Below are 20,526 nucleotides of genomic sequence, written 5' to 3' on the forward strand. Positions count from 1 at the left end.
ATTAAAATTGAAGCAAAATACAGCAAAGATAAAAAAAGAGGATAATAAAAAAGCAAAAACTAATGTTTTATTGTCTATTTTGTTTTTTATCAAATCACAACAAAACAATTCCTTTTTGTGAATATTGAATACCAATTATAGCAAAATAACCCTATTTTGTAAAATGCAGTGAATGGGTTAGCTAATAATGCAATATTTTAAACATGATTGTCGGTTTATTTTTTTGAACAAAAATAGATCCCAATCACAATGAATACTATCGAAACAAGATGAAAATAGGCAACTTGTGTATGTAAAAACACAATACTGAAAATGCCGGCTGACAAGGGGATGATGTGAGTATAAATTTGCCCTCTCGTTGCACCAATTTCAACTATGCCTTTATTCCAAAACAAATAAGATAGCCAAGATGCAAAAATAGCAATATAGAGTAAACCAAGCAAAAAATTGGGAGTCGCATAATGCGCTAAATTAGTCACAGGATAAAAATAAAAATACACTAATGCAATAGGCAGTAATATTGCTGAACCTAACAGAGCACTGACAGTCACAAAAGCGTTACCTGATATTGATTTATCTTTTAACCGCAAAAATGCGCTATAACAAGCCCAACTCATTGCTGAAGCCATTGCCCACAGATCCCCTTTATTGATATTACTAAGTTCACTTAAATTGGCTAGATTTCCTTGTAAAATCAAATAAATTACACCAATGGTACTAAATAAAACTCCTACAATATTATTTTTTGAAATCGTATCATTAAATAATAATTTATTCATAACCAACACCATACATGGTGTTGCCGAAAGGTAAATTGAGGCATTAAGCGATGAGGTATATTGTAATCCAATATAAAGTGTCAAAGGGAATAAAATTTGCCCAAAAATAGCGAGCAAACATATCGGCCAAATTGATTTTTTAATTTTAAGCAGATCATGACAGAGTTGTTGGTGATATAAACACAATAATAACAGTGCAGTGATAATCCATCGACCTTCAGATATTACCATAGGATCGGCTTGTGTAACTAAAACGCGCCCAACAACATAATTTCCGCCCCAAAAACAAGCTGCTAATGTAAGCAATAAATATGGCATAGTAATACCCTAACATTAGAATGAAGATACGATGGTTTTTAATACCATTATATACCTAAAATTAACAAGAAAATAACCAATTTAAAAACAAATACTGTGTCTATTTTTATTCATTTAATTTCATTAATTTGTTCAATTTGCAACGACAATAATAACTTAACCTAGAATCCTTGTTTGTTATCCTTTAAAATAATTAAATTAAAACTGATAAGGTGATCCCTATGCGCTGGAGAGACCAAAGAGAGAGTGATAATATTGAAGATCGTCGTTCGCAATCAGGAAGTGAAATGGGAACAAAAATCCCAATTGGAGGTAAAGGCAAAGTTGTTCTATTTATTGTGGTGTTAGTAGCGGGCTATTATGGCGTTGATTTGACTGGTTTGCTAAATTCAAGCCTAATTGATACCAGTAATACCGAGCAAAATTCCAATCAATATTCAATTGACGATGAAGATGCCGCTAAATTTACATCCGTCATTTTAGCCAGTACTGAAGATTACTGGCATCAAGAATTTCAACGTTTAGGTAAAACCTATACGCCACCAAAATTAGTACTTTACAAAGGTACAACAAGAACATCGTGTGGCACTGGGCAAACCTTTATGGGGCCATTTTATTGCAGTATTGATAAAACCGTTTATCTCGATATGTCGTTTTATCAAGAGATGAAACAGCGACTTGGCGGTGGTGGCGATTTTGCTCAGGGCTATGTGATTGCGCACGAAATTGGTCATCATGTACAAAATTTACTGGGAACATTTAGCCAAGTTGAGCATTTAAAACAGGATCAATCAGCAATAACGAATAATCAATTATCCGTTAAGTTAGAACTGCAAGCCGATTGTTTTGCTGGCATGTGGGGCAATGCAATGCAGCAACAAAACCGACTAGATACAGGTGATATTGAACAAGCCTTAAACACGGCAAAAGCTATTGGCGATGATCGCTTGCAACAACAAAGCGAAGGATATGTGGTGCCCGATAGTTTTACACACGGCACATCTAAGCAACGTTATACTTGGTTTAAACGTGGGTTTGATAGCGGTGCAATTAATGAATGCAATACATTTGCCCAATAAGGAAAGAATATACTAAATAAGCTAGTTAACCGCGTTTTATTAGTGAATGATGACGGATTTGATGCACCGGGCATTAAGCTATTGCACCAAATCGCAAAGCAAATTGCCCACGAGGTTTGGCTTGTTGCGCCAGCGATAGATCAAAGTGGTGTATCGTGTTCGGTAAGCCTAAAATCGCCATTTAGAGTTACTCAGCGTGGTAAACACGAATTTGCCGTTTATGGCACACCTGCCGATTGTTCGTTATTTGCGATTAAATATTTGATGGCGGATCATTTACCTGATCTTGTGCTATCGGGAATTAATAATGGTTCGAATGTAGGCTTTGAAACAGTCTTATCTGGCACGGTTGGTGCAGCAATGATGGCAATGACGTTGAGCGTTCCTGCGATTGCTTTAAGTCAAGTAACCACTGAAGATAATCAGCCAACTAATTGGGATTGTGCTAAGCACCATGCACAATCAGTTATTGCTAAATTACTTTCATTATCGGCTCCGAAAAATATCTGCTTTAATGTTAATTTTCCTGCCTGTGCGGCACATCAAGTTAAAGGTTTGAAAATAACCAAACAAGGCGATAGCGATGTAAGTCGTTTTGTAGTGATGCCAACCCAAGATCCCGAAGGTAATGATTACTTTTGGTTCAGAGCTAAACGTAATTTGCAAATAATTGATGAAAATAAAGAACTTGATGCCACTAATGCCGACTTTATTACCATTACACCATTGAGTTATGAAAGGACAGATTATGCCTTTTATGAAAAACTGTTAAACACATTTGATATTTAATGGTTTCCGAGGCTTCGTCTTTCTCGCATTTGGGAAAGACGAAGTTACATTTAATAATCTTTTCGTTGTTAATTCTTTTGTGGTTAATTATCTAGCTGATTACTCGCCTTTCAGCTGCTTTACTGTTTGCATCTTTCACCAATGCACAAAATAATAATGATATCGCAACCATAACTAACGCAATCCAATAGATAACCTCATGTCCATAGGCTTCTGAGACAAATCCTTGCAACATTCCAGCGATAATTATGCTAAAGATAACACCATTATTAAATAAAGTTGAAGCCACTCCCATTTGAGTTGGCAATAAGTCCTGAAAATAGATAATGCCAATATTGGCCACAATCCCAATAAATAGCGCGTTAAATAGCTGTAATGCTAATAATGCGGATTTATCTGTGCAAAAAATCATACCAATATAAAAAATTAAGCCACAGATAATCGCAATAAAAAACAGATTTCGTTTGTCTAAATAAGGCACTAAATATCCTGCAATGATCATAACGGGGATTTCAATACCCGCAGCAAGCCCCATTAGCATCCCTGGCAATGAATCAGATAGATGCAATACAACATCCACATAAATCGGCATATCGATGATATACATCATGTTTGCTGTCCACATAAATACGGTGGATAACAATAAGCACAGCACATTCCTGTTTTTCCAAATTGGTTGATTTGCCGCTTGTAGCTCTGTTGCGCTATTGAATTGTGAAGTGGGATTTTTTGCAACTGAAGGTAAAAAAATGGCAACAAACAGCATCGCGACTATAAACATGCTCATGGCGGTTAAATACATAACCGTAAAGCCAAATTTAACGGCTAAACCAAATGAAATTGGCGGGCCAAACACCCAAGCTAACGAAAGTTGAGCACGAATAAGTGAATTAAAGGCCACAACATTACGTCCCGTTTTAACCGCATATTCGCGCGCTAGGGCAAAAATTTGTGGCATAGCAGCAGACGATAACGCAGCAAACAGCACCCCAAGGGTGATTAACACCAAATAGTGACGTGAAAAGGCAAAGATGACACTGTTAGCAATACCCATTAAACAGCAGAAAATGACAATATAACGCCTGTCACCCTTTTGGTCGGAATATTTAGCCAATAAAAAACTACCCACAATGCTCGCTAAAGCATTAATCGAGAAAAAAAGCCCTACTAAACGTGAATCAACATTGACTTCAAAAGTTAAAAATCGACTTAATGTGGGGGATTGTAAAGCACCTGCAATACCAACAATAAAAGTGGTCACTAAAAAAGCAAAAAAAATAGTACTTTGCTTTTGACGAAACGAAGTTTCATGAACCATAAAAACCCTCCATTAGGTTGTTTTTTTAGATTATATACTGAATATCGACATAAAAGTAAGATGAAAAACCTATCTATTAAGTAATAAACTAACTATTAGTAATAATCTTTACTATTAACTTATTGAATAAAATTAATTGTAATAAGTAAAAAATTCACATATAGTTTTATTCATCCAATGAAAGGAATATTATAAATAAATGGCTTATGATTTAACAAAAAGACTTGTTATTGGTCTTGCATCTAGCGCACTTTTCGATTTAGAAGAATCAGATAAAATTTTTCGAGAAAAAGGTGATAAAGAATATCGAAAATTTCAAAGAGATAAGGAAAATGAACCACTCAAAGAAGGCGTAGCTTTTCCTTTTATCAAAAGATTATTATCTTTAAATGTTTTATCTCCATCACTAAATGATCCATTAGTAGAAGTAATTTTATTATCAAGAAATGATCCTGACACGGGACTAAGAGTCATGAAATCAATTGAACATCATCAATTAAACATGACAAGGGCTGTTTTTTTGCAAGGATCATCACCATTGAAATACATTCCAGCTTTTGATATTGAATTGTTCCTATCTGCAAATTCTTTTGACGTAATTCAAGCGATAAAGGCGGGTTATCCCGCAGGTAGAGTAATTGAAAATAATATCACAGATGATGATTCCAAAGATTTAGAACTTCGTATTGCATTTGATTTTGATGGTGTAATAGTTGATGATGAATCAGAAAGTATTTATCAAATTACACAGAATTTAGATGATTTTCATGATAATGAAAGAACTAAGAAAAATATTCTTCATAATCCAGGTCCACTAAACAAATTTATTCGTCGGCTAGCTGAAATACAAAAATTAGAACATAAAAAAATTGAACAAGATACAAATTATAAACCAATATTAAAAACAGCTATTGTAACAGCCAGAAGCGCACCTTCTCATGAAAGAGCTATATATACTTTGAGAGATTTAGGAATTGAAATTAACGAAGCATTTTTTCTAGGAGGGATTGAAAAAAATAAGGTCTTAGAAATCATGAAACCACATGTCTTTTTTGATGATCAAGAATCTCATTTAGAAAAACCTTCCCAAATTTTACCATCAGTACATATTCCATTCGGCATTACGAATAAAAAATAAGATATTTACAATAAAATTTATTCAAATATTTATTTCCAATTATGCTCTCAGTTTATAAAGAGAGCATAATTTTAAAACAGTAAACAACAACCCCCTCCCGAAATTCTATTCCAGTACAGCGACAGGTTTTAGATTCCTATAGCCTACTTACAATTCGATTAATTAAGATAATTATATAGTTACTATAAAATTAATTCTCTATTGAAATAAGAACATGGGTTTTCAAACGCTTTTTATTGTTCAATGAGTTTTAATTTAGCAATAACAGGAATATGGTCACTGACTAATGGCCAACTTATGCCGTTCCACTCTTCGCCATTATTAGGAATAACTAATTTTTCAACATTCCAAATTTGATTACGACTAGTAAAAATATGATCAAGATCTAATCCAGGATTACCCGCTGGCCATGTTCTTGTATCCACATTTTCTTGTTTAACTAAGTTCCAATATTTTTCAAATTCTTTCACTACGCGATCATTTTTTACTGAATTAAAATCACCAAGTAGTAGCATTATACTTGATGCAAGGTTTGGAAACTCATCATCCAAATCAAGATCATCAAAAACAATGCTATTAATAAATCTAGCCTGCGACATTCTTACGTCATCTTCTTCGTGCCAATCAAAGTGTGTGTTAAACACATAAATAGGTGAATCAAAACCTGGTACATTAATTTTACTTAACATGAGTATTCTTTGTTCAAAATTACCCGAAGGTAACGGAAATACTTTAGTTTTCTCGATTGGATATTTGGATAAAATTGCATTACCGTAGTTGCCCCCTTTCATCTCTGTTGCTTTACCAAAGACATAATACATTCCTGCTTTTTCAGCAATAATTTTTGCTTGATCTAAATTATCACTACGTGTCGTGTTTTGATCAACTTCCTCGAGCGTAACTATATCTGCACCCATTGCTTTAATTGCTTTGGACACCAAATCAAGATCAACTTTGTGTTTTCTTAGTCCGCCAGCGATATTAAAGTTAGCGATGGTTATTTGAGGTTGTTCATTTTTTTCATAAACTTTATTGGGCGAACTGTAATATTGTGTTTCAACTAAGTCTGTAGATTCTGTAGCTGCACTAAGACTTGGGAACAGTGAAAACATTCCAATTAAACTCAATACAAAAATATTCTTTTTCATAAAACTTTCCTTTTATATATAAAAATTTGATAAAGTTTGACCATATTAAGATTAAAGGGAATTTACTTTTTAAATTGCGATCATTATCACAAATAACAATTTATAAGATAAAGTTAAAGCATTGAGTCTTATATTTTGTTAAACGATATTAAAACCATGTAGTGCAACACGTTTTTTTAATTTCTGTAACAATTTTGATCCTTTTAATTCCTACAGCCTTAGTATTCCAAGAACAAAATTATCGACTGTTTTATGTACAATAAGAGAGGGTTAATGTCGAATAAAACGGATAACAATTAACTCGTCTATTTAATGTAGACTACTCACCTTACTCGGCAGAACTTAAGTAAGAAAAATAATAATATCAATTAAGATTTGGCAAAAAAGTTTGAAAAATCTTGGAGAAAAGTTGCAGAAAAATATATGATTGAGCATAAAAAGATGTTTTTGTTGATTTTTGATAGTTTTTAATTTTAAAAAACTAAGTTACTAATCCACTCTTTTTGGTGTATAAAAACAAAAATGATTTCCTTTTTTATTTTTTGGCGTACAATCAAAATCATCCCAAAAACGAGGTAACGTTATGTTATATAATAACAAATATATGTACCACGAACATCATTTCCATGAGTGTTGTCATGATAACTGTCAAAATCTGGCGCATAATCATACACCTTTATCTCATGAGCTAAATTGTCATCAAGATTCAACGCATTGTTCTGGTGGCGATACCCATACGACTAGCCCCAAAAATGAGTTTGATGATCCTTCCGATGACCCCGACAGGCAAAGCAATCAAACTAAATTAACTTGGAAAATAAAAGGCATGGATTGTGCACACTGTGCGCAACAAATTGAAAACAGCTTAAAAGCGTTACCCAATATTAACCAAATCAAGATGGTATTTTCCACCGAAAAATTAGTGGTGTTTATTCCGCAAAAGAATGAACAAACCATTAAATTGATTGAAGATAAAGTAACTGAGTTAGGTTATAAACCTATTTTTGAATCATCCCCCGAACATTCTCATCATCATAAGCATTTCCATAGCTTTGATAAAAAAGTATTAATCCCTTTAGGGGGATTAGGTGCTTTAATTGTGGTGAGCTATATCCTTTTATTATGTAATCAAAACGTTGGCAAATACACCTTTATAGTGACGGCAATTGTTGGGTTAATTCCTATTTTAAAAAAAGCGGTGGTTTTAACGCGCAGTGGTACACCATTTGCGATTGAGTCGTTAATGAGCGTGTCAGCTATTGGTGCTTTATTTATTGGTGCAGCCGAAGAAGCCACCATGGTCATTTTTTTATTTATGATTGGTGAAATGCTAGAAGGTGTTGCAACAAGTAAAGCAAAAAAAGGCATTTCCTCGCTCGCTCAGCTCATGCCAGAAGAGACTGTAATAATCATTGATGGAGCACGAAAAACCGTTGCCAGTCATAGTTTAAAACCCAATGATATTATTGAAATTTCATCAGGAGGGAGGTTGCCTGCTGATGTGATTTTGATGAGCGAACAAGCCAATATTGATGAAAGCGCATTAACTGGCGAATCCATTCCGGTTAATTATCTTTCAGGCGATAAGATTTTGGCTGGTTCGCTGGTGGTTGATAATACAATTCAACTTAAAGTGGTATCAGAAGTCGGGCAAAATGCAGTTGATCGCATTTTACAAATGATTGAAGATGCCGATGAGCGCAAAGCACCTATTGAACGTTTTATTGATAAATTTAGCCGTTATTATACACCTACAATCGCCTTATTTGCTTTATTGGTGATTGTTTTGCCACCTTTGTTACTCAATGCTGATTGGTATACTTGTTTTTATCGTGGCCTGACATTGTTATTAATTGGTTGTCCTTGTGCACTTGTGATTTCAACCCCCGCGGTAATAACATCTGCTCTGTCTAATGCGGCAAAGCAAGGTGTGCTAATTAAAGGCGGTGCAGCGTTAGAGCATATTGGTTCGGTTAAACTGGTTGCGTTTGATAAGACAGGTACCTTAACTGAAGGTAAACCACAAGTAACCGATGTGATTTCACAAGATATTTCAAAAGAACAATTATTGACACTGGTTGCCTCGGTTGAAAGTGGTTCGCATCATCCTATTGGTAAAGCTATTGTTGATTATGCCTTACAAAATCAGCTAAGCATTAATCAGGCCGATAATCGTAAAGCAATCGCGGGGATTGGTATTCAAGGGGAGATTGATAATCAGACTTTTTATATTGTTTCGCCAAGCAAAGTTGCGACCGTTTCAACGCCTTTAAATGATGAACACGCTAAAATCATAGCGGAGCTTGAAAGTGCCGGTAAAACCGTGGTGGTTGCGGTAGCAAGTCAACAACTGATGGGCATTATTGCTCTTCAAGATATGCTGCGGCCTGATGCAACGACGACAATAAATGAACTTAATCAGCTTGGTATTAAATCTTTGATGCTAACAGGTGATAATGCGCGAGCAGCTAAAGCTATTGCCGATAAGTTAGGTATGGATTACCGCGCTGAACTGTTGCCTGCCGATAAGTTGATTGCCATTGAAAAGATCCGAAACACAACGTCAATTGCTATGGTGGGCGATGGTATTAATGATTCACCAGCCATGAAAGCCGCAACAGTGAGTATTGCCATGGGGAGTGGCACAGATGTTGCGCTAGAAGCTGCCGATGCCGCATTAACTAAAAATAGCTTGCTAAGTTTGCCCAAGTTAATTCGTTTAACGCGTTTTGCACGTCGTAATATTAAACAAAATATTACCATTGCATTGGGAATTAAGCTCGTGTTTTTGGTGACCAGTTTGTTTGGCTTTACTGGGCTATGGCTAGCAGTGTTGGCTGATTCAGGCACGACTGCGATTGTTACCGCTAATGCGCTTAGAGTTTTAAAATTTAAAAATAAAAGTTAAAAAATTGTTTACTTAAACTATTCCGCTTGTAACAAGCGGAATAGTTTTTTAAATAATATTTTGGTTATTACTCATCAATTCTTAATGATATTTCGCCACCAATATGGGCATGGATTTTACCGTTTTGTTCTAGTAATAAGGCACCTTGATCATCAATGCCTTTTGCTATTCCACGAATGATATTATTGCCAATTAATAGTTTTACTGGGCGATTGGCAAAGTTATCTAGTCTATTCCAATCATGAATAAATGGCGCTAAACCATGTTTTTCAAATTCGATTAATTGTCTTTTTAAGACTTTGGCGACTTGTGCAACAAGTAAATTACGATCAACGTTACCTAAATTAGCCCATTTTTGGTTAACTATGTTGGTATCGGGGTTTGTCATGGTTAGATTGACGCCAACACCAATCACAACATGGGCACAGTCGCCGGTTTTACCCGCGAGCTCAACCAAAATACCGGCCAATTTTTGATCATTAAGATAAAGATCATTTGGCCATTTAACTTTAATGTCTTGACCTGATAATGTACGTAAGATGTCGGCAATGACAATACCAACAACTAAGCTCAGCCCCATTGCCGCCGCTATGCCTTGATCTAATCGCCAATACATTGAAAAATATAGGTTAGTTCCAAAAGGTGAAAACCATTTTCGCCCACGCCTTCCTCTCGCTTTTGATTGAAATTCAGCCACGCAGCAGTCACCCGTTGTTAATTGACCTATTCGATCAAGTAAATATTGATTGGTTGAATCAATAATCGGTAATATTTCACAGTGACTATTTGACTGGTAATACTGGTCTATTTTTGCTTTATTAAGCAAATTAAGAGGAGATACCAAGCAATAACCTTTACCTTGCACAGACGTTAACGCTATTCCCCACTCACGCAGTTGTTTGATATATTTATTAATACCAGCACGTGTTATGCCAAATATGGTTGCCAATTCTTCCCCTGAATGGAACTGACCATCGGCTAGTATTTCAATTAATTTAAGTGGATTTTTGTAGCTGCGCATTCGTTCCTCTTTTTTTAGCTAATAAGATAACGAAGTATAACGAAATTATAGTAAAACTAACAAATAAATAGGTATTACTTGTTTTATCCATGATGAATGCAATCACCGCAGGAGCAACTAAGCTTCCTAACGTGTTGGTTAATAACATTGCTTGATTCATAGCCACAATATTTTGCTTCTTAACACACGAGCAAGCCCAAGCCATGGATATGGGATAAATGGTGTAAATCGTTGCACCTAATAAGATAATTGCCAACGCATCTAACCAATTGAATATAAGCATGATACATGCGGCCAACATGAGCAGCGATTCAATTAGCAATACAACTTGACGCCCAAATTTGTCGGCACACCAGTTGGCTGGCATTTGTGCTGCCACACCAGATAAAATAAGTAAAATCATCCAATTAGCAACTTGAATATCACTATAACCCAAGTTTGAATAATAAACTGGCAAGAGTGAATATAACGATCCAATTAACATACCGGCAATAACGCACCCGGTTAATCCAAGCCGAGAGGGTTTATTTAATATCATTGGCATAATATCAAAGCTGCTTTTTTTTCTTTTTGGTAATTTATAATGTGTACGCAAAATAAATAAAATCGCTAGCCCCATCAGTAACATAATAACCAATCCAAAATACAAGACATCTTGTGGAAAATACTGTAACAAAGCTTGCCCCAAAACCGTGCCTAAATAATAAGTGGTTAAATAAACTGCAAGCATTTTCCCACGTGTATGCACTGGACCGGTGAGTAATATGCAACTTTCAATCACCACCCAAGTGACAGCGCATGCAATGCCAATAAAAAAGCGCCACATTACCCAGCTATAAAAATTCATTGAAAAACTTAAACCAATAGTTGCAATGGCAAAAATAATGCAACTGTAGGTATAAGTGTGGCGAGCATTAAATTTACTAATAAACCAATTGGCAAAAACGGTACCAATCAAGTTACCAGTAAAATAGCTTGATCCCACAAGACCAATTTGCCCAAGCGAAAACTCATTACGCACTAGCCACAATGGCACTTGCGTATTGAGAGCTGATAACGAGATAGTCACAAAGAGTAAACTCGTTAATAAAATAGGAAATGAATACGAATGTTTCATAATGTTATCGCATATAATTTATGGGTTATAATTTGCGGGCAATTATAATTTGGTATTAATTATAAATAACTGCCAGCATCAATTTCGCCCGAGTTGCCGATAAATCGGATTTCTGGCGATAAACTCACCAAGAATTTTTGTAATACACATTTTTTTATATAACGAGCTAATTCAACTATATCTTGCGCTGTTGCTTGGTTTTTGTTGACTAATACGAGCGCTTGTTGTTGATGCACGGCAGCTCCGCCTATTTGATAGCCTTTTAAACCACACTGATCGATAAGCCAACCTGCGGCCAATTTTATTTGATGATTGGCTTGTGGATATATTGGCATATTCGGATAAATTTCAAGTAGCTTATCTGCCTCAATTTTATCGACTACGGGGTTTTTAAAAAAGCTCCCTCCATTGCCAAGAACTTTTGGATCGGGCAATTTACTGCGGCGAATTTCGCATACTTTATCAAAGACCATTTTTGGGGTGACATTTTTTGGATCAAAGTTTCGTAATTCACCGTAAGTTAATACTGGTTGCCACTGTTTGGGTAATTTAATACCAACATTGATGACCGCATAACCTTGCAAATATGCTTTTTTGAAGATGCTTTCACGATATCCATATTGACCATCGGTTACAGTGATGATTTTGCCTGTAGCAAGCTCAAGCAGTTCTACATAATCAGCAACGTTTTGAAACTCAACACCGTAAGCACCAATGTTTTGGATCGGTGCCGAACCAACGCAACCCGGAATTAATGCTAGATTTTCAAGTCCCGATATATCTTGCGCAATAGTTGTTGACACTAAATCATGCCAAATTTCACCTGCCCCCACTTTTAAATACCACGCTTGTTCTGTTTCGGTTATAGTAATACCTTTTATGCGATTAACAATAACAATACCATCAAAATCACAGGTAAAAAGGGTGTTACTACCTTCGCCAATAATTATAATCGGTGAATTTTGGGTGTTATCTTGCCAAACTTGTTGTAACTGTTCAACTGTGGTTATAGTAACAACTTGTTGTGCAAAAACAGTTAGACCAAATGTATTAGGAATTTTTTGTTTCATTGATAACTACCTTTATTTTTGTGAAAATAGTTCCCCAAAAGTCAACCGATATTATAGGTTATTATTATAGTTTGGGTCCTATCGCATTTGCTGTCTATATTACCACATTGGTTAAGCTTATTTGATTAATTATTTAGTCGTGAACGATTTTGAATTTTTCTATAAATTTGCTATTAATCGTGTTCTTCAAAAAACGATTTATTTACATTTTGGCTACAAAAGAATGACTAAGTTAAAGTTCATCACATTATTTATACAAATATTCGACTAAAGCAATGCTTAAATCTTTTTTGTTTTTTGTTATCGTGTATTATAACTAGCCAAGCAATGTTTTTATGAATTATAGCCTAAATCATCGATTTGTAGTATAAAAAACAACCATTGTCATTTGGTAGGCTGTTATTGATTATATTAATTGTGCGCAAGTTAATTTTTGCTTATGAGTTAGAGGAAATTATGAAAAGAATTTTTATTATGATCCTAGATTCGTTTGGGATCGGCGGCGCTGAAGATGCAAAGAAATATGGCGATGAAGGAGCTAATACTTTAGGCCATATTGCAGAAGCTTGTGCATTAGGTAAAGCGGAACAAGGTCGAAGTGGACCATTAAAATTACCTAATTTAGGAAAATTAGGCTTAATAGAAGCCGCCTATGAGTCGACCGGAGCATATCCTAAAGGCATGATGACAGAAGGCGAAATTATTGGTTCATACGGTTATGCCAGTGAAATCTCATCGGGTAAAGATACACCTTCAGGACATTGGGAAATTGCCGGTGTACCAGTCCTTTTTGACTGGGGTTATTTTACTAATACAACTAACAGTTTTCCTCAAGATCTTTTAGATAAAATTGTTTCTCGCGCAAATCTTCCCGGTTATCTTGGTAATTGTCACTCATCAGGCACGATTATTCTTGATGAGCTTGGTGAAGAACATATGGCGTCTGGCAAACCTATTTTTTATACTTCTGCGGATTCAGTCTTCCAAATTGCCTGTCATGAAGAGACATTTGGCTTAGATAGACTTTATGAAATTTGCGAAATTGCTCGTGACGAACTGAATAAAGGTAACTACAATATTGGTCGCGTTATTGCTAGACCATTTGTTGGTAAAAAAACAGGTGAATTTGTGCGTACGGGTAATCGTCACGATCTTGCTGTTGAACCACCGGCTCCAACGATGATTAAAAAGCTGGTTGATGAAAAACACGGTACTGTAGTGTCAATCGGTAAAATCGCCGATATTTATGCACAAGTTGGGATTACTAAAAAAGTGAAAGCGACTGGTATTGAAGCTTTATTTGATGCATCACTTGAAGAAATCAAACAAGCTAAAGATAACACCATTGTATTTACTAATTTTGTCGATTTTGACTCCTCTTATGGTCACCGCCGTGATGTATCGGGTTATGCTGCTGCGTTAGAATATTTTGATCGTCGCCTTCCTGAGATGTTGGCACTTATTAAACCCGGCGATCTGCTTATTATTAGTGCCGATCATGGTTGCGATCCAACTTGGCCTGGTACTGATCATACTCGAGAACATATCCCTGTCATTGTTTATGGAGATAGTGTGCCAGTTGGATCTTTAGGTCATCGTGAAACATTTGCCGATATTGGGCAAAGTGTTGCCGATTATTTTGATTTATCGCCAATGGATTACGGTAAATCATTTATAAAAAAATAAGTAACTTAAGTTCAAATAATATCGATTTAGAAACAAATATCAGGAGAAGTTGATGTCTACCCCGCATATTAATGCCATTGATAATGCTTTTGCAAAAACCGTTTTAATGCCTGGCGATCCGCTACGAGCAAAATTCATTGCAGAAACCTTTTTAGAAAACGCACAAGAAATTACTAATGTAAGAGCCATGTTAGGTTTTACGGGTTATTACAAAGGTCAAAAAGTTTCAATTATGGGGCATGGAATGGGCATTCCATCTTGTTCAATTTACGCAACTGAACTGATTAAATTTTACGGTGTTGAAAACATCATTCGTATTGGTTCGTGTGGTGCAATTAGTCCTAATGTTAACGTGGGTGATGTTATTGTTGGTTTGGGCGCTTGTACCGATTCAAAAGTCAATCGCTTACGTTTTAAAGATCATGATTTTGCCGCTATCGCCGATTTTGATTTAACTTGTAATGCCGTTAATGCCGCAAAAAAATTAGGTGTAAATGTTAAAATTGGTAATCTTTTTTCTGCAGATCTTTTTTATAGTGTTGAGCCTGATATGTTTGATGTTATGGAAAAGTACAATATTTTAGGCGTTGAAATGGAGGCTGCCGGCATTTATGGGGTTGCTGCCGAATATGGTGCAAAAGCACTGGCCATTTGCACGGTTTCAGATCATATTCGAAAAGGCGAAGCAATGTCAGCAGAGCAAAGACAGTTAGGCTTTAAAGAAATGATCACCGTTGCACTAGAGTCTGTTTTATTAAATCAAAACTAAAAAATGGCAGGAAATCTGCCATTTTTTATTTTGATCAAATAATTATTTTATTAATATTTGGATAATAGGTTATACAAGATCGCGTTTATTAAGGAATCATAAATGAATATTAAGTTTCAACTTAAAGTTATATTTTTCTTGCAATTTTTTATCTGGGGAAGCTGGTTAATCACCCTAGGTTCTTACATGATGCGTAAATTAGAATTTACTGGTATTGAAGTAGGAGCAATATATGGAACAATGGGCATCGCTTCGTTATTCATGCCAAGCTTACTTGGTATTGTCGCTGACAGATGGATACCTGCTAATCGTTTGTATATGCTTTGTCATTTAATCGGTGCGATAACGCTATTTATTGCGGCTTCTGTCACATCACCTTTCATGATGATGATAGTGATACTTGTTCATTGCTTAGCTTTCATGCCTACTATCGCCATTTCAAATTCAATCTCTTATTCATGCTTAGAATCACAAGGACTTGATGTCATTACTCACTTCCCTTGTATCAGAATTTTTGGCACGATCGGTTTTATTGTTGCTATGTGGCTTGTGAGTTTTTTACGGTTAGAACTTAGTAGTATGCAACTTTATATCGCTGCTGCATCTTCTTTGTTACTCAGCCTTTATTCATTTTCATTACCATTAATTCCAACAACAAAAAACACGAATGATGAAAAAAACATCATTAGCTCATTAGGATTAGATGCTTTTGTTTTATTCAAACAACCTAGAATGGCTATCTTCTTTTTATTTGCAGTTTTATTAGGTGGCATTTTACAAATCACCAACACCTTTGGTAATCCATTTTTACATGATTTTGAAAAATTTCCTGAATATGCCGATAGCTTAGTGGTTAAGTATCCTTCCGTACTATTATCTATTTCTCAAATTTCAGAAGTGGTATTTATTTTATTTGTACCTTTCTTTATGAAACGTTTAGGTATCAAATACGTTATGCTAATTAGTATGTTTGCTTGGGTTGCACGTTTTGGTTTATTTGCTTATGGTGATCCATCTCCAGTCGGTTTTATACTATTACTTCTTTCAATGATTGTTTATGGTTGTGCCTTCGACTTTTACAATATATCAGGTTCGATGTATGTTGAAAAATCGGTATCGCCAACTATTCGTAATAGTGCTCAAGGACTATTTATGACCATGACCAATGGGCTTGGTGCTTATTTAGGTTCGGTAATTAGTGGCTTTGTAGTCGATCATTACACAACTACAAGTGGCATTGATTGGCAAACAGTCTGGCTTGTTTTTGCAAGTTATGCTTTGGTTTTAGCTATTGTGTTTATGCTGCTTTTTAAAAACGAAAATCCTAACGTGAAAACAAATCAACTAGCTAATTAATAATTCAATGTGTAGCGGACATCTCCACTTACATCAATATGTTGGCAACAATAAACGTTGTTGCCTTTTTATCAGTAAAAAATTAGTTTAAAAATATGATTCATTCCACAAAAATATAAATAAGTAATACAAAAGATATAGCAGACAGGTGTCTTATCAATGTAAAATAGCCCCATTTATAATTAGCAATACTAAGTATGCTATTTTGAGTTTTTGATAAGTGTGTTAATGTCATTATTACTAAAGCCAATTTAACTCATTTAAAATAGATTAAATACCTAATGAACGATCAAATTATACCCAAAGTCATATTACATGAGCACATTGAAGGAAGTATTACCCCTATTATGGCTCATCAGCTAGCTCGAAAAAATAATATTCCTTTTCCTGATACATTATGTTATCAACCTGGTCAATATAACGTTAAAGAATATAAAAATGGTAGATATTTGTATGATGAGTCCAAATTTGAAGAGTTTATCAAAACGTATGATACCGTTTCTAACTTTCTAAAAGACCCTGAAGATTATTATTCCATTACTTACGATTTTCTTTATAGAAATGCCAAGCAAGGATTAATTTATTGCGAACTGTTCCTGTCCCCCTATCATATTTGCACAACTGAAGTTAATGGCGAAATTATTTGGAATAAAGAAAGATTTAATCAGACTCTTTTTCAAATGGACAAAGCGATTATAAAGGTACAAAATGATTATGACATTACGGTTAGATATCATGTTATTGGCGTTAGGCACTTAGGTGCAAAAGTTGTTTATGATACGTTGCGTTTTATTCAACATAATCATCATCCATTTATTACAGGATTTAATATTGCTGGCAACGAAATGACCGGACATTTTGATGATTTTAAAGATGCCCATGACTTGGCGGCTAAGCTTAATTTAAAGAAATCGTATCACGCTGGTGAAATTGATTCAGCCGAGAGTATTGTGCAAGCCCTTAAGCACGGTGCAAATAGAATCGGACACGGCATTCGTGCTATTGAAAACAAAGCGCTTATTTGTGAACTGGTCGATAAAAAAATTACTCTCGAAATTGCTTTAACGAGTAATCGAATTTTAGTTAATGAATTGCATGGTGATATTTATCAGCACCCAATAAGGCAGCTTTATGACCAAGGCGTTCGCATTACCCTCAATACAGATGATGCTGGAATTTTTGGCACCGATATTGAAAAAGAGTATCACATTGCTCAATCCATCTTTGCATTTTCACGATTAGAATTGCTTGATATAACGCTGTGTGGCATTCAAGCCGCATTTATTGAAGAATCGGTTAAAAGTCGTTTGACTGAGCAGGTTCTTTCGTGTTTTACCTCTGAAGATAAGCAGTTGCTAAAAAAATTTATTAATGACAAAAAATATCATCCAGCAATCATTGACAGATTTTTAGAATATCAAAAACTATTACTAGCCATACCCGTTAACTAATTAATTTGTCAGAATAATAGGAGATTTGCATGAAAAAAAATAAATTAATCCTAACCTTTTTAACCCTATGTATATCTGGCGCTGTTAATGCTGCGACGGTCGATTTAAGGATTATTGAAACCACTGACTTACACGGTAACATGATGAATTATGATTATTTTAAAGATCAACCAGCTGATACGTTTGGGTTAGTAAAAACCGCCAATTTGATTCATCAAGCAAGACGTGAGGTAAAAAATAGTGTTCTTGTTGATAATGGCGATTTGATTCAAGGTAGTCCAATGGCTGATTACGCAGTAAATAAAGGTCTTAATGATGGCGAAATTCATCCTGTTTATAAAGCACTCAATACGCTTAATTATACTGTCGGTAATATTGGTAACCACGAATTTAATTTTGGATTGAAATTTCTGCAAAAAAGCCTTTCAGGAGCTAAATTTCCTTACGTTAACGCAAATGTTTATGATGCCAAAACCAATAAACCATTTTTTACACAATATATTATTGTAGATACTCCAGTGGTTGATAGGAAGGGCAAGAAGCATACAATTAAGATTGGCTATATTGGCTTTGTTCCACCACAAATTATGCAATGGGACAAACTTAACCTTGATGGCAAAGTTGTCGTTAAAGATATTACTGAAACTGCCAAATTATTAGTGCCCGAAATGAAAAAACAAGGTGCCAATGTCATTATTGCGATTCCTCACTCTGGCGTATCGACTGAACCTTATAAAGCGTTAGCTGAAAATTCGGTTTACTACTTGAGCCAAGTAGAGGGTATTAATGCGATTATGTTTGGTCACTCTCACGGCGTATTTCCTAGTGAAGAGTTTAAATCACTGCCAAATACGGATCTTAAAACCGGCAATATTAATCATGTCCCAGCTGTGATGCCTGGTCAATGGGGTAGCCATTTAGGTGTGGTGGATTTAGTGCTAAAGGGTAATAAATCCGATTGGCAAGTAACCTCAGGTAAATCCGAAGCTAGACCTATTTATGATGTAAAAAATAAGAAGGCACTAGTTGAAGCCGACAAAAAGATTGTCAATATTCTAAAAAAAGACCATAAAGGCACGCGTGAATTTGTTGGCAAGCCAATTGGTAAAGTTTCAACTGATATTACGAGCTATTTAGCCCTGGTCGAAGATACTTCTGCCTTACAAATTATTAGCGATGCGCAAATCAATTACGTTAAGCAGTTTATTCAAGGGGATCCTGACCTTGATGGTCTACCCGTTCTATCAGCTATTGCACCATTTAAAGCCGGTGGCAGGAAAAACGATCCAAGTGCTTTTGTTGATATCAAAAAAGGCGATTTGTCGTTTAGAAATGCCGCAGATATCTACCTTTATCCTAATATTTTGTCAGCCATAAAAATTACAGGTAAAGATGTTAAAGAGTGGCTGGAATGTTCAGCCGGTATGTATAATCAAATAGATAAAAATTCATCACAACCACAATATTTAATTAATTGGGACAAATTTAGAACTTATAATTTTGATATTATTGATGGAGTGAATTATCAAATAGATGTGACCAAACCACCACGTTATGATGCAAATTGTCAGTTAATTAATCCAACCTCTGAAAGAATTAGCCATCTGACTTATCAGCAAAAACCAATTGTCCCTAATCAAAAATTCTTAATTGCCACCAATAATTATCGTGCTTATAGCGGCATATTTCCGGGTACTGGTGAAAAAAATATCAAATTTAATTCGCCAGATGATTTAAGATTGATTCTTTCGGCTTATATCACCAATATCACCCAAAAATATGGCATAGTGAATGTTACCGTTGATAATAATTGGCAAATTGCCCCAATTACTAGTGACATAAAATTGGATATTCGCTTTGAAACATCACCCGCGGATGAAGCTAAATCTTATATTGAAAAACATTCATTATACCCTATTCGCTTTATCGACACAGATACATCTGGTTTAGGGGTTTATCGAATAGATTTGCAGTCGCCAGTTAACACTCAGCCCAAAATTTAATTAGTATTATTACGATTCAAGGATTATCAATATGAAAATTGAAAAACTGATTGAACTTGCTAAAACCGCCCGTTCTCAAGCTTATGTGCCTTATTCTAAATTTAAGGTTGGTGCCGTGCTCATTACCGAAGATGATGAAGCAGTTTTAGGCTGTAATATTGAAAACGCCTCTTATGGATTGGCCAATTGTGCAGAACGAACGGCAATTTTTAAAGCGGTGTCTGAAGGTAAAACAAAATTTAAAAAATTGGTAGTCATTGGTGATACCGAGGGTCCGATTTCGCCTTGTGGGGCTTGTCGCCAAGTTATTAGCGAGTTTTGTGCTAAAGATATGCCTGTTATTTTGACCAATATGCAAGGAAAAACCCAAGAAACAACGGTGGGTGAATTATTACCTTGGTCTTTTTCACCAAGTGATCTAGATTAATTTTGGTTTGTTTTAAAGGAAAATGAATAAAAAAAATGGTAAATATAATTTGAGATTTATTTATAGTATCCAATTTTTAGTCGACTATTTTCGACAAAAACTAAACAATCATACTTGGTATGAACAGAGCAATACACTAACTTGATTTA

16 protein-coding genes are annotated in these 20,526 nt (G+C 35.2%); 10 read left to right on the plus strand and 6 right to left on the minus strand.

Annotated elements, in window-relative coordinates:
* Positions 1-215 precede the first annotated feature (215 nt).
* Positions 216-1,097, minus strand: coding sequence for a DMT family transporter (locus A9G23_RS01305; RefSeq protein ID WP_065585912.1), 882 nt, complete (start codon positions 1,095-1,097; stop codon positions 216-218).
* A gap of 221 nt (positions 1,098-1,318) precedes the next feature.
* On the opposite strand from A9G23_RS01305, the gene ypfJ reads away from it, so the two are divergent.
* Both ypfJ and surE read left to right on the plus strand, forming a co-directional pair.
* Complete coding sequence (gene ypfJ / locus A9G23_RS01310; RefSeq protein WP_065585913.1) at positions 1,319-2,176, plus strand: KPN_02809 family neutral zinc metallopeptidase; 858 nt, start codon at positions 1,319-1,321, stop codon at positions 2,174-2,176.
* Between the two features lie 42 nt (positions 2,177-2,218).
* A complete protein-coding gene (gene surE / locus A9G23_RS01315; protein ID WP_176700583.1) occupies positions 2,219-2,965 on the plus strand; it encodes a 5'/3'-nucleotidase SurE in 747 nt (248 codons plus the stop codon).
* 91 nt (positions 2,966-3,056) lie between these two features.
* Here the strand turns inward: surE and A9G23_RS01320 are convergent, their stop codons facing one another.
* Positions 3,057-4,283, minus strand: coding sequence for an MFS transporter (locus A9G23_RS01320; RefSeq protein ID WP_065585915.1), 1,227 nt, complete (start codon positions 4,281-4,283; stop codon positions 3,057-3,059).
* Between the two features lie 199 nt (positions 4,284-4,482).
* On the opposite strand from A9G23_RS01320, the gene A9G23_RS01325 reads away from it, so the two are divergent.
* On the plus strand, positions 4,483-5,421 hold the full coding sequence (locus tag A9G23_RS01325) for a 5'-nucleotidase (protein ID WP_065585916.1): 939 nt from the start codon (positions 4,483-4,485) through the stop codon (positions 5,419-5,421).
* 233 nt (positions 5,422-5,654) lie between these two features.
* Here A9G23_RS01325 and A9G23_RS01330 read toward each other — a convergent pair whose 3' ends face one another.
* Entirely contained in the window at positions 5,655-6,569 is a 915-nt protein-coding gene (locus A9G23_RS01330; protein ID WP_065585917.1) for an endonuclease/exonuclease/phosphatase family protein, read from the minus strand.
* Positions 6,570-7,152: 583 nt separating this feature from the next.
* Here A9G23_RS01330 and A9G23_RS01335 point away from each other — a divergent pair.
* A complete protein-coding gene (locus tag A9G23_RS01335; protein ID WP_065585918.1) occupies positions 7,153-9,477 on the plus strand; it encodes a zinc/cadmium/mercury/lead-transporting ATPase in 2,325 nt (774 codons plus the stop codon).
* A 67-nt stretch (positions 9,478-9,544) separates the two neighbouring features.
* On the opposite strand, the gene birA is transcribed toward A9G23_RS01335, so the two are convergent.
* Genes birA through murB form a run of 3 tightly spaced genes read right to left on the minus strand, consistent with a single transcriptional unit; the run spans position 9,545 to position 12,685 of the window.
* The gene (gene birA, locus A9G23_RS01340) at positions 9,545-10,498 is read right to left on the minus strand and encodes a bifunctional biotin--[acetyl-CoA-carboxylase] ligase/biotin operon repressor BirA (protein WP_065585919.1); all 954 of its coding nucleotides are present in this window, start codon (positions 10,496-10,498) and stop codon (positions 9,545-9,547) included.
* A complete protein-coding gene (locus A9G23_RS01345) occupies positions 10,473-11,615 on the minus strand; it encodes an MFS transporter (RefSeq protein WP_065585920.1) in 1,143 nt (380 codons plus the stop codon). The genes birA and A9G23_RS01345 overlap by 26 nt, the downstream gene beginning before the upstream one ends.
* Positions 11,616-11,674: 59 nt before the next feature.
* Entirely contained in the window at positions 11,675-12,685 is a 1,011-nt protein-coding gene (gene murB / locus A9G23_RS01350) for a UDP-N-acetylmuramate dehydrogenase (RefSeq protein WP_065585921.1), read from the minus strand.
* Positions 12,686-13,141: 456 nt separating this feature from the next.
* Here murB and A9G23_RS01355 point away from each other — a divergent pair, with 456 nt between their 5' ends.
* From A9G23_RS01355 to A9G23_RS01380, 6 genes are all read left to right on the plus strand, one after another.
* Complete coding sequence (locus A9G23_RS01355; protein ID WP_065586023.1) at positions 13,142-14,371, plus strand: phosphopentomutase; 1,230 nt, start codon at positions 13,142-13,144, stop codon at positions 14,369-14,371.
* A 52-nt stretch (positions 14,372-14,423) separates the two neighbouring features.
* Positions 14,424-15,140 carry a purine-nucleoside phosphorylase gene (deoD, locus tag A9G23_RS01360; RefSeq protein WP_065582920.1) on the plus strand — a complete coding sequence of 239 codons (717 nt, stop codon included), beginning with the start codon at positions 14,424-14,426 and terminating at the stop codon, positions 15,138-15,140.
* Between the two features lie 102 nt (positions 15,141-15,242).
* The gene (locus A9G23_RS01365; RefSeq protein WP_065585922.1) at positions 15,243-16,496 is read left to right on the plus strand and encodes a nucleoside permease; all 1,254 of its coding nucleotides are present in this window, start codon (positions 15,243-15,245) and stop codon (positions 16,494-16,496) included.
* Between the two features lie 281 nt (positions 16,497-16,777).
* On the plus strand, positions 16,778-17,947 hold the full coding sequence (add, locus tag A9G23_RS01370; protein WP_065585923.1) for an adenosine deaminase: 1,170 nt from the start codon (positions 16,778-16,780) through the stop codon (positions 17,945-17,947).
* Positions 17,948-17,976: 29 nt separating this feature from the next.
* Positions 17,977-19,950, plus strand: coding sequence for a bifunctional 2',3'-cyclic-nucleotide 2'-phosphodiesterase/3'-nucleotidase (locus tag A9G23_RS01375; RefSeq protein WP_065585924.1), 1,974 nt, complete (start codon positions 17,977-17,979; stop codon positions 19,948-19,950).
* A gap of 31 nt (positions 19,951-19,981) precedes the next feature.
* Positions 19,982-20,377 carry a cytidine deaminase gene (locus A9G23_RS01380; RefSeq protein WP_065585925.1) on the plus strand — a complete coding sequence of 132 codons (396 nt, stop codon included), beginning with the start codon at positions 19,982-19,984 and terminating at the stop codon, positions 20,375-20,377.
* The last annotated feature ends 149 nt before the right edge of the window (positions 20,378-20,526 follow it).

Origin of the sequence: Gilliamella sp. App4-10 (assembly GCF_001690495.1) — a bacterium.
In the GTDB taxonomy this organism is placed as follows: Bacteria; Pseudomonadota; Gammaproteobacteria; order Enterobacterales; family Orbaceae; genus Gilliamella; species Gilliamella apicola_G.

Coding starts and splice junctions, on each gene's coding strand:
- murB (WP_065585921.1), bottom strand. CDS start 12,685: ATGAAACAAAAAATTCCTAATACATTTGGTCTAACTGTTTTTGCACAA.
- A9G23_RS01325 (WP_065585916.1), top strand. CDS start 4,483: ATGGCTTATGATTTAACAAAAAGACTTGTTATTGGTCTTGCATCTAGC.
- birA (WP_065585919.1), bottom strand. CDS start 10,498: ATGCGCAGCTACAAAAATCCACTTAAATTAATTGAAATACTAGCCGAT.
- A9G23_RS01345 (WP_065585920.1), bottom strand. CDS start 11,615: ATGAAACATTCGTATTCATTTCCTATTTTATTAACGAGTTTACTCTTT.
- A9G23_RS01320 (WP_065585915.1), bottom strand. CDS start 4,283: ATGGTTCATGAAACTTCGTTTCGTCAAAAGCAAAGTACTATTTTTTTT.
- A9G23_RS01375 (WP_065585924.1), top strand. CDS start 17,977: ATGAAAAAAAATAAATTAATCCTAACCTTTTTAACCCTATGTATATCT.
- A9G23_RS01335 (WP_065585918.1), top strand. CDS start 7,153: ATGTTATATAATAACAAATATATGTACCACGAACATCATTTCCATGAG.
- A9G23_RS01355 (WP_065586023.1), top strand. CDS start 13,142: ATGAAAAGAATTTTTATTATGATCCTAGATTCGTTTGGGATCGGCGGC.
- add (WP_065585923.1), top strand. CDS start 16,778: ATGAACGATCAAATTATACCCAAAGTCATATTACATGAGCACATTGAA.
- A9G23_RS01330 (WP_065585917.1), bottom strand. CDS start 6,569: ATGAAAAAGAATATTTTTGTATTGAGTTTAATTGGAATGTTTTCACTG.
- ypfJ (WP_065585913.1), top strand. CDS start 1,319: ATGCGCTGGAGAGACCAAAGAGAGAGTGATAATATTGAAGATCGTCGT.
- A9G23_RS01365 (WP_065585922.1), top strand. CDS start 15,243: ATGAATATTAAGTTTCAACTTAAAGTTATATTTTTCTTGCAATTTTTT.
- deoD (WP_065582920.1), top strand. CDS start 14,424: ATGTCTACCCCGCATATTAATGCCATTGATAATGCTTTTGCAAAAACC.
- A9G23_RS01305 (WP_065585912.1), bottom strand. CDS start 1,097: ATGCCATATTTATTGCTTACATTAGCAGCTTGTTTTTGGGGCGGAAAT.
- A9G23_RS01380 (WP_065585925.1), top strand. CDS start 19,982: ATGAAAATTGAAAAACTGATTGAACTTGCTAAAACCGCCCGTTCTCAA.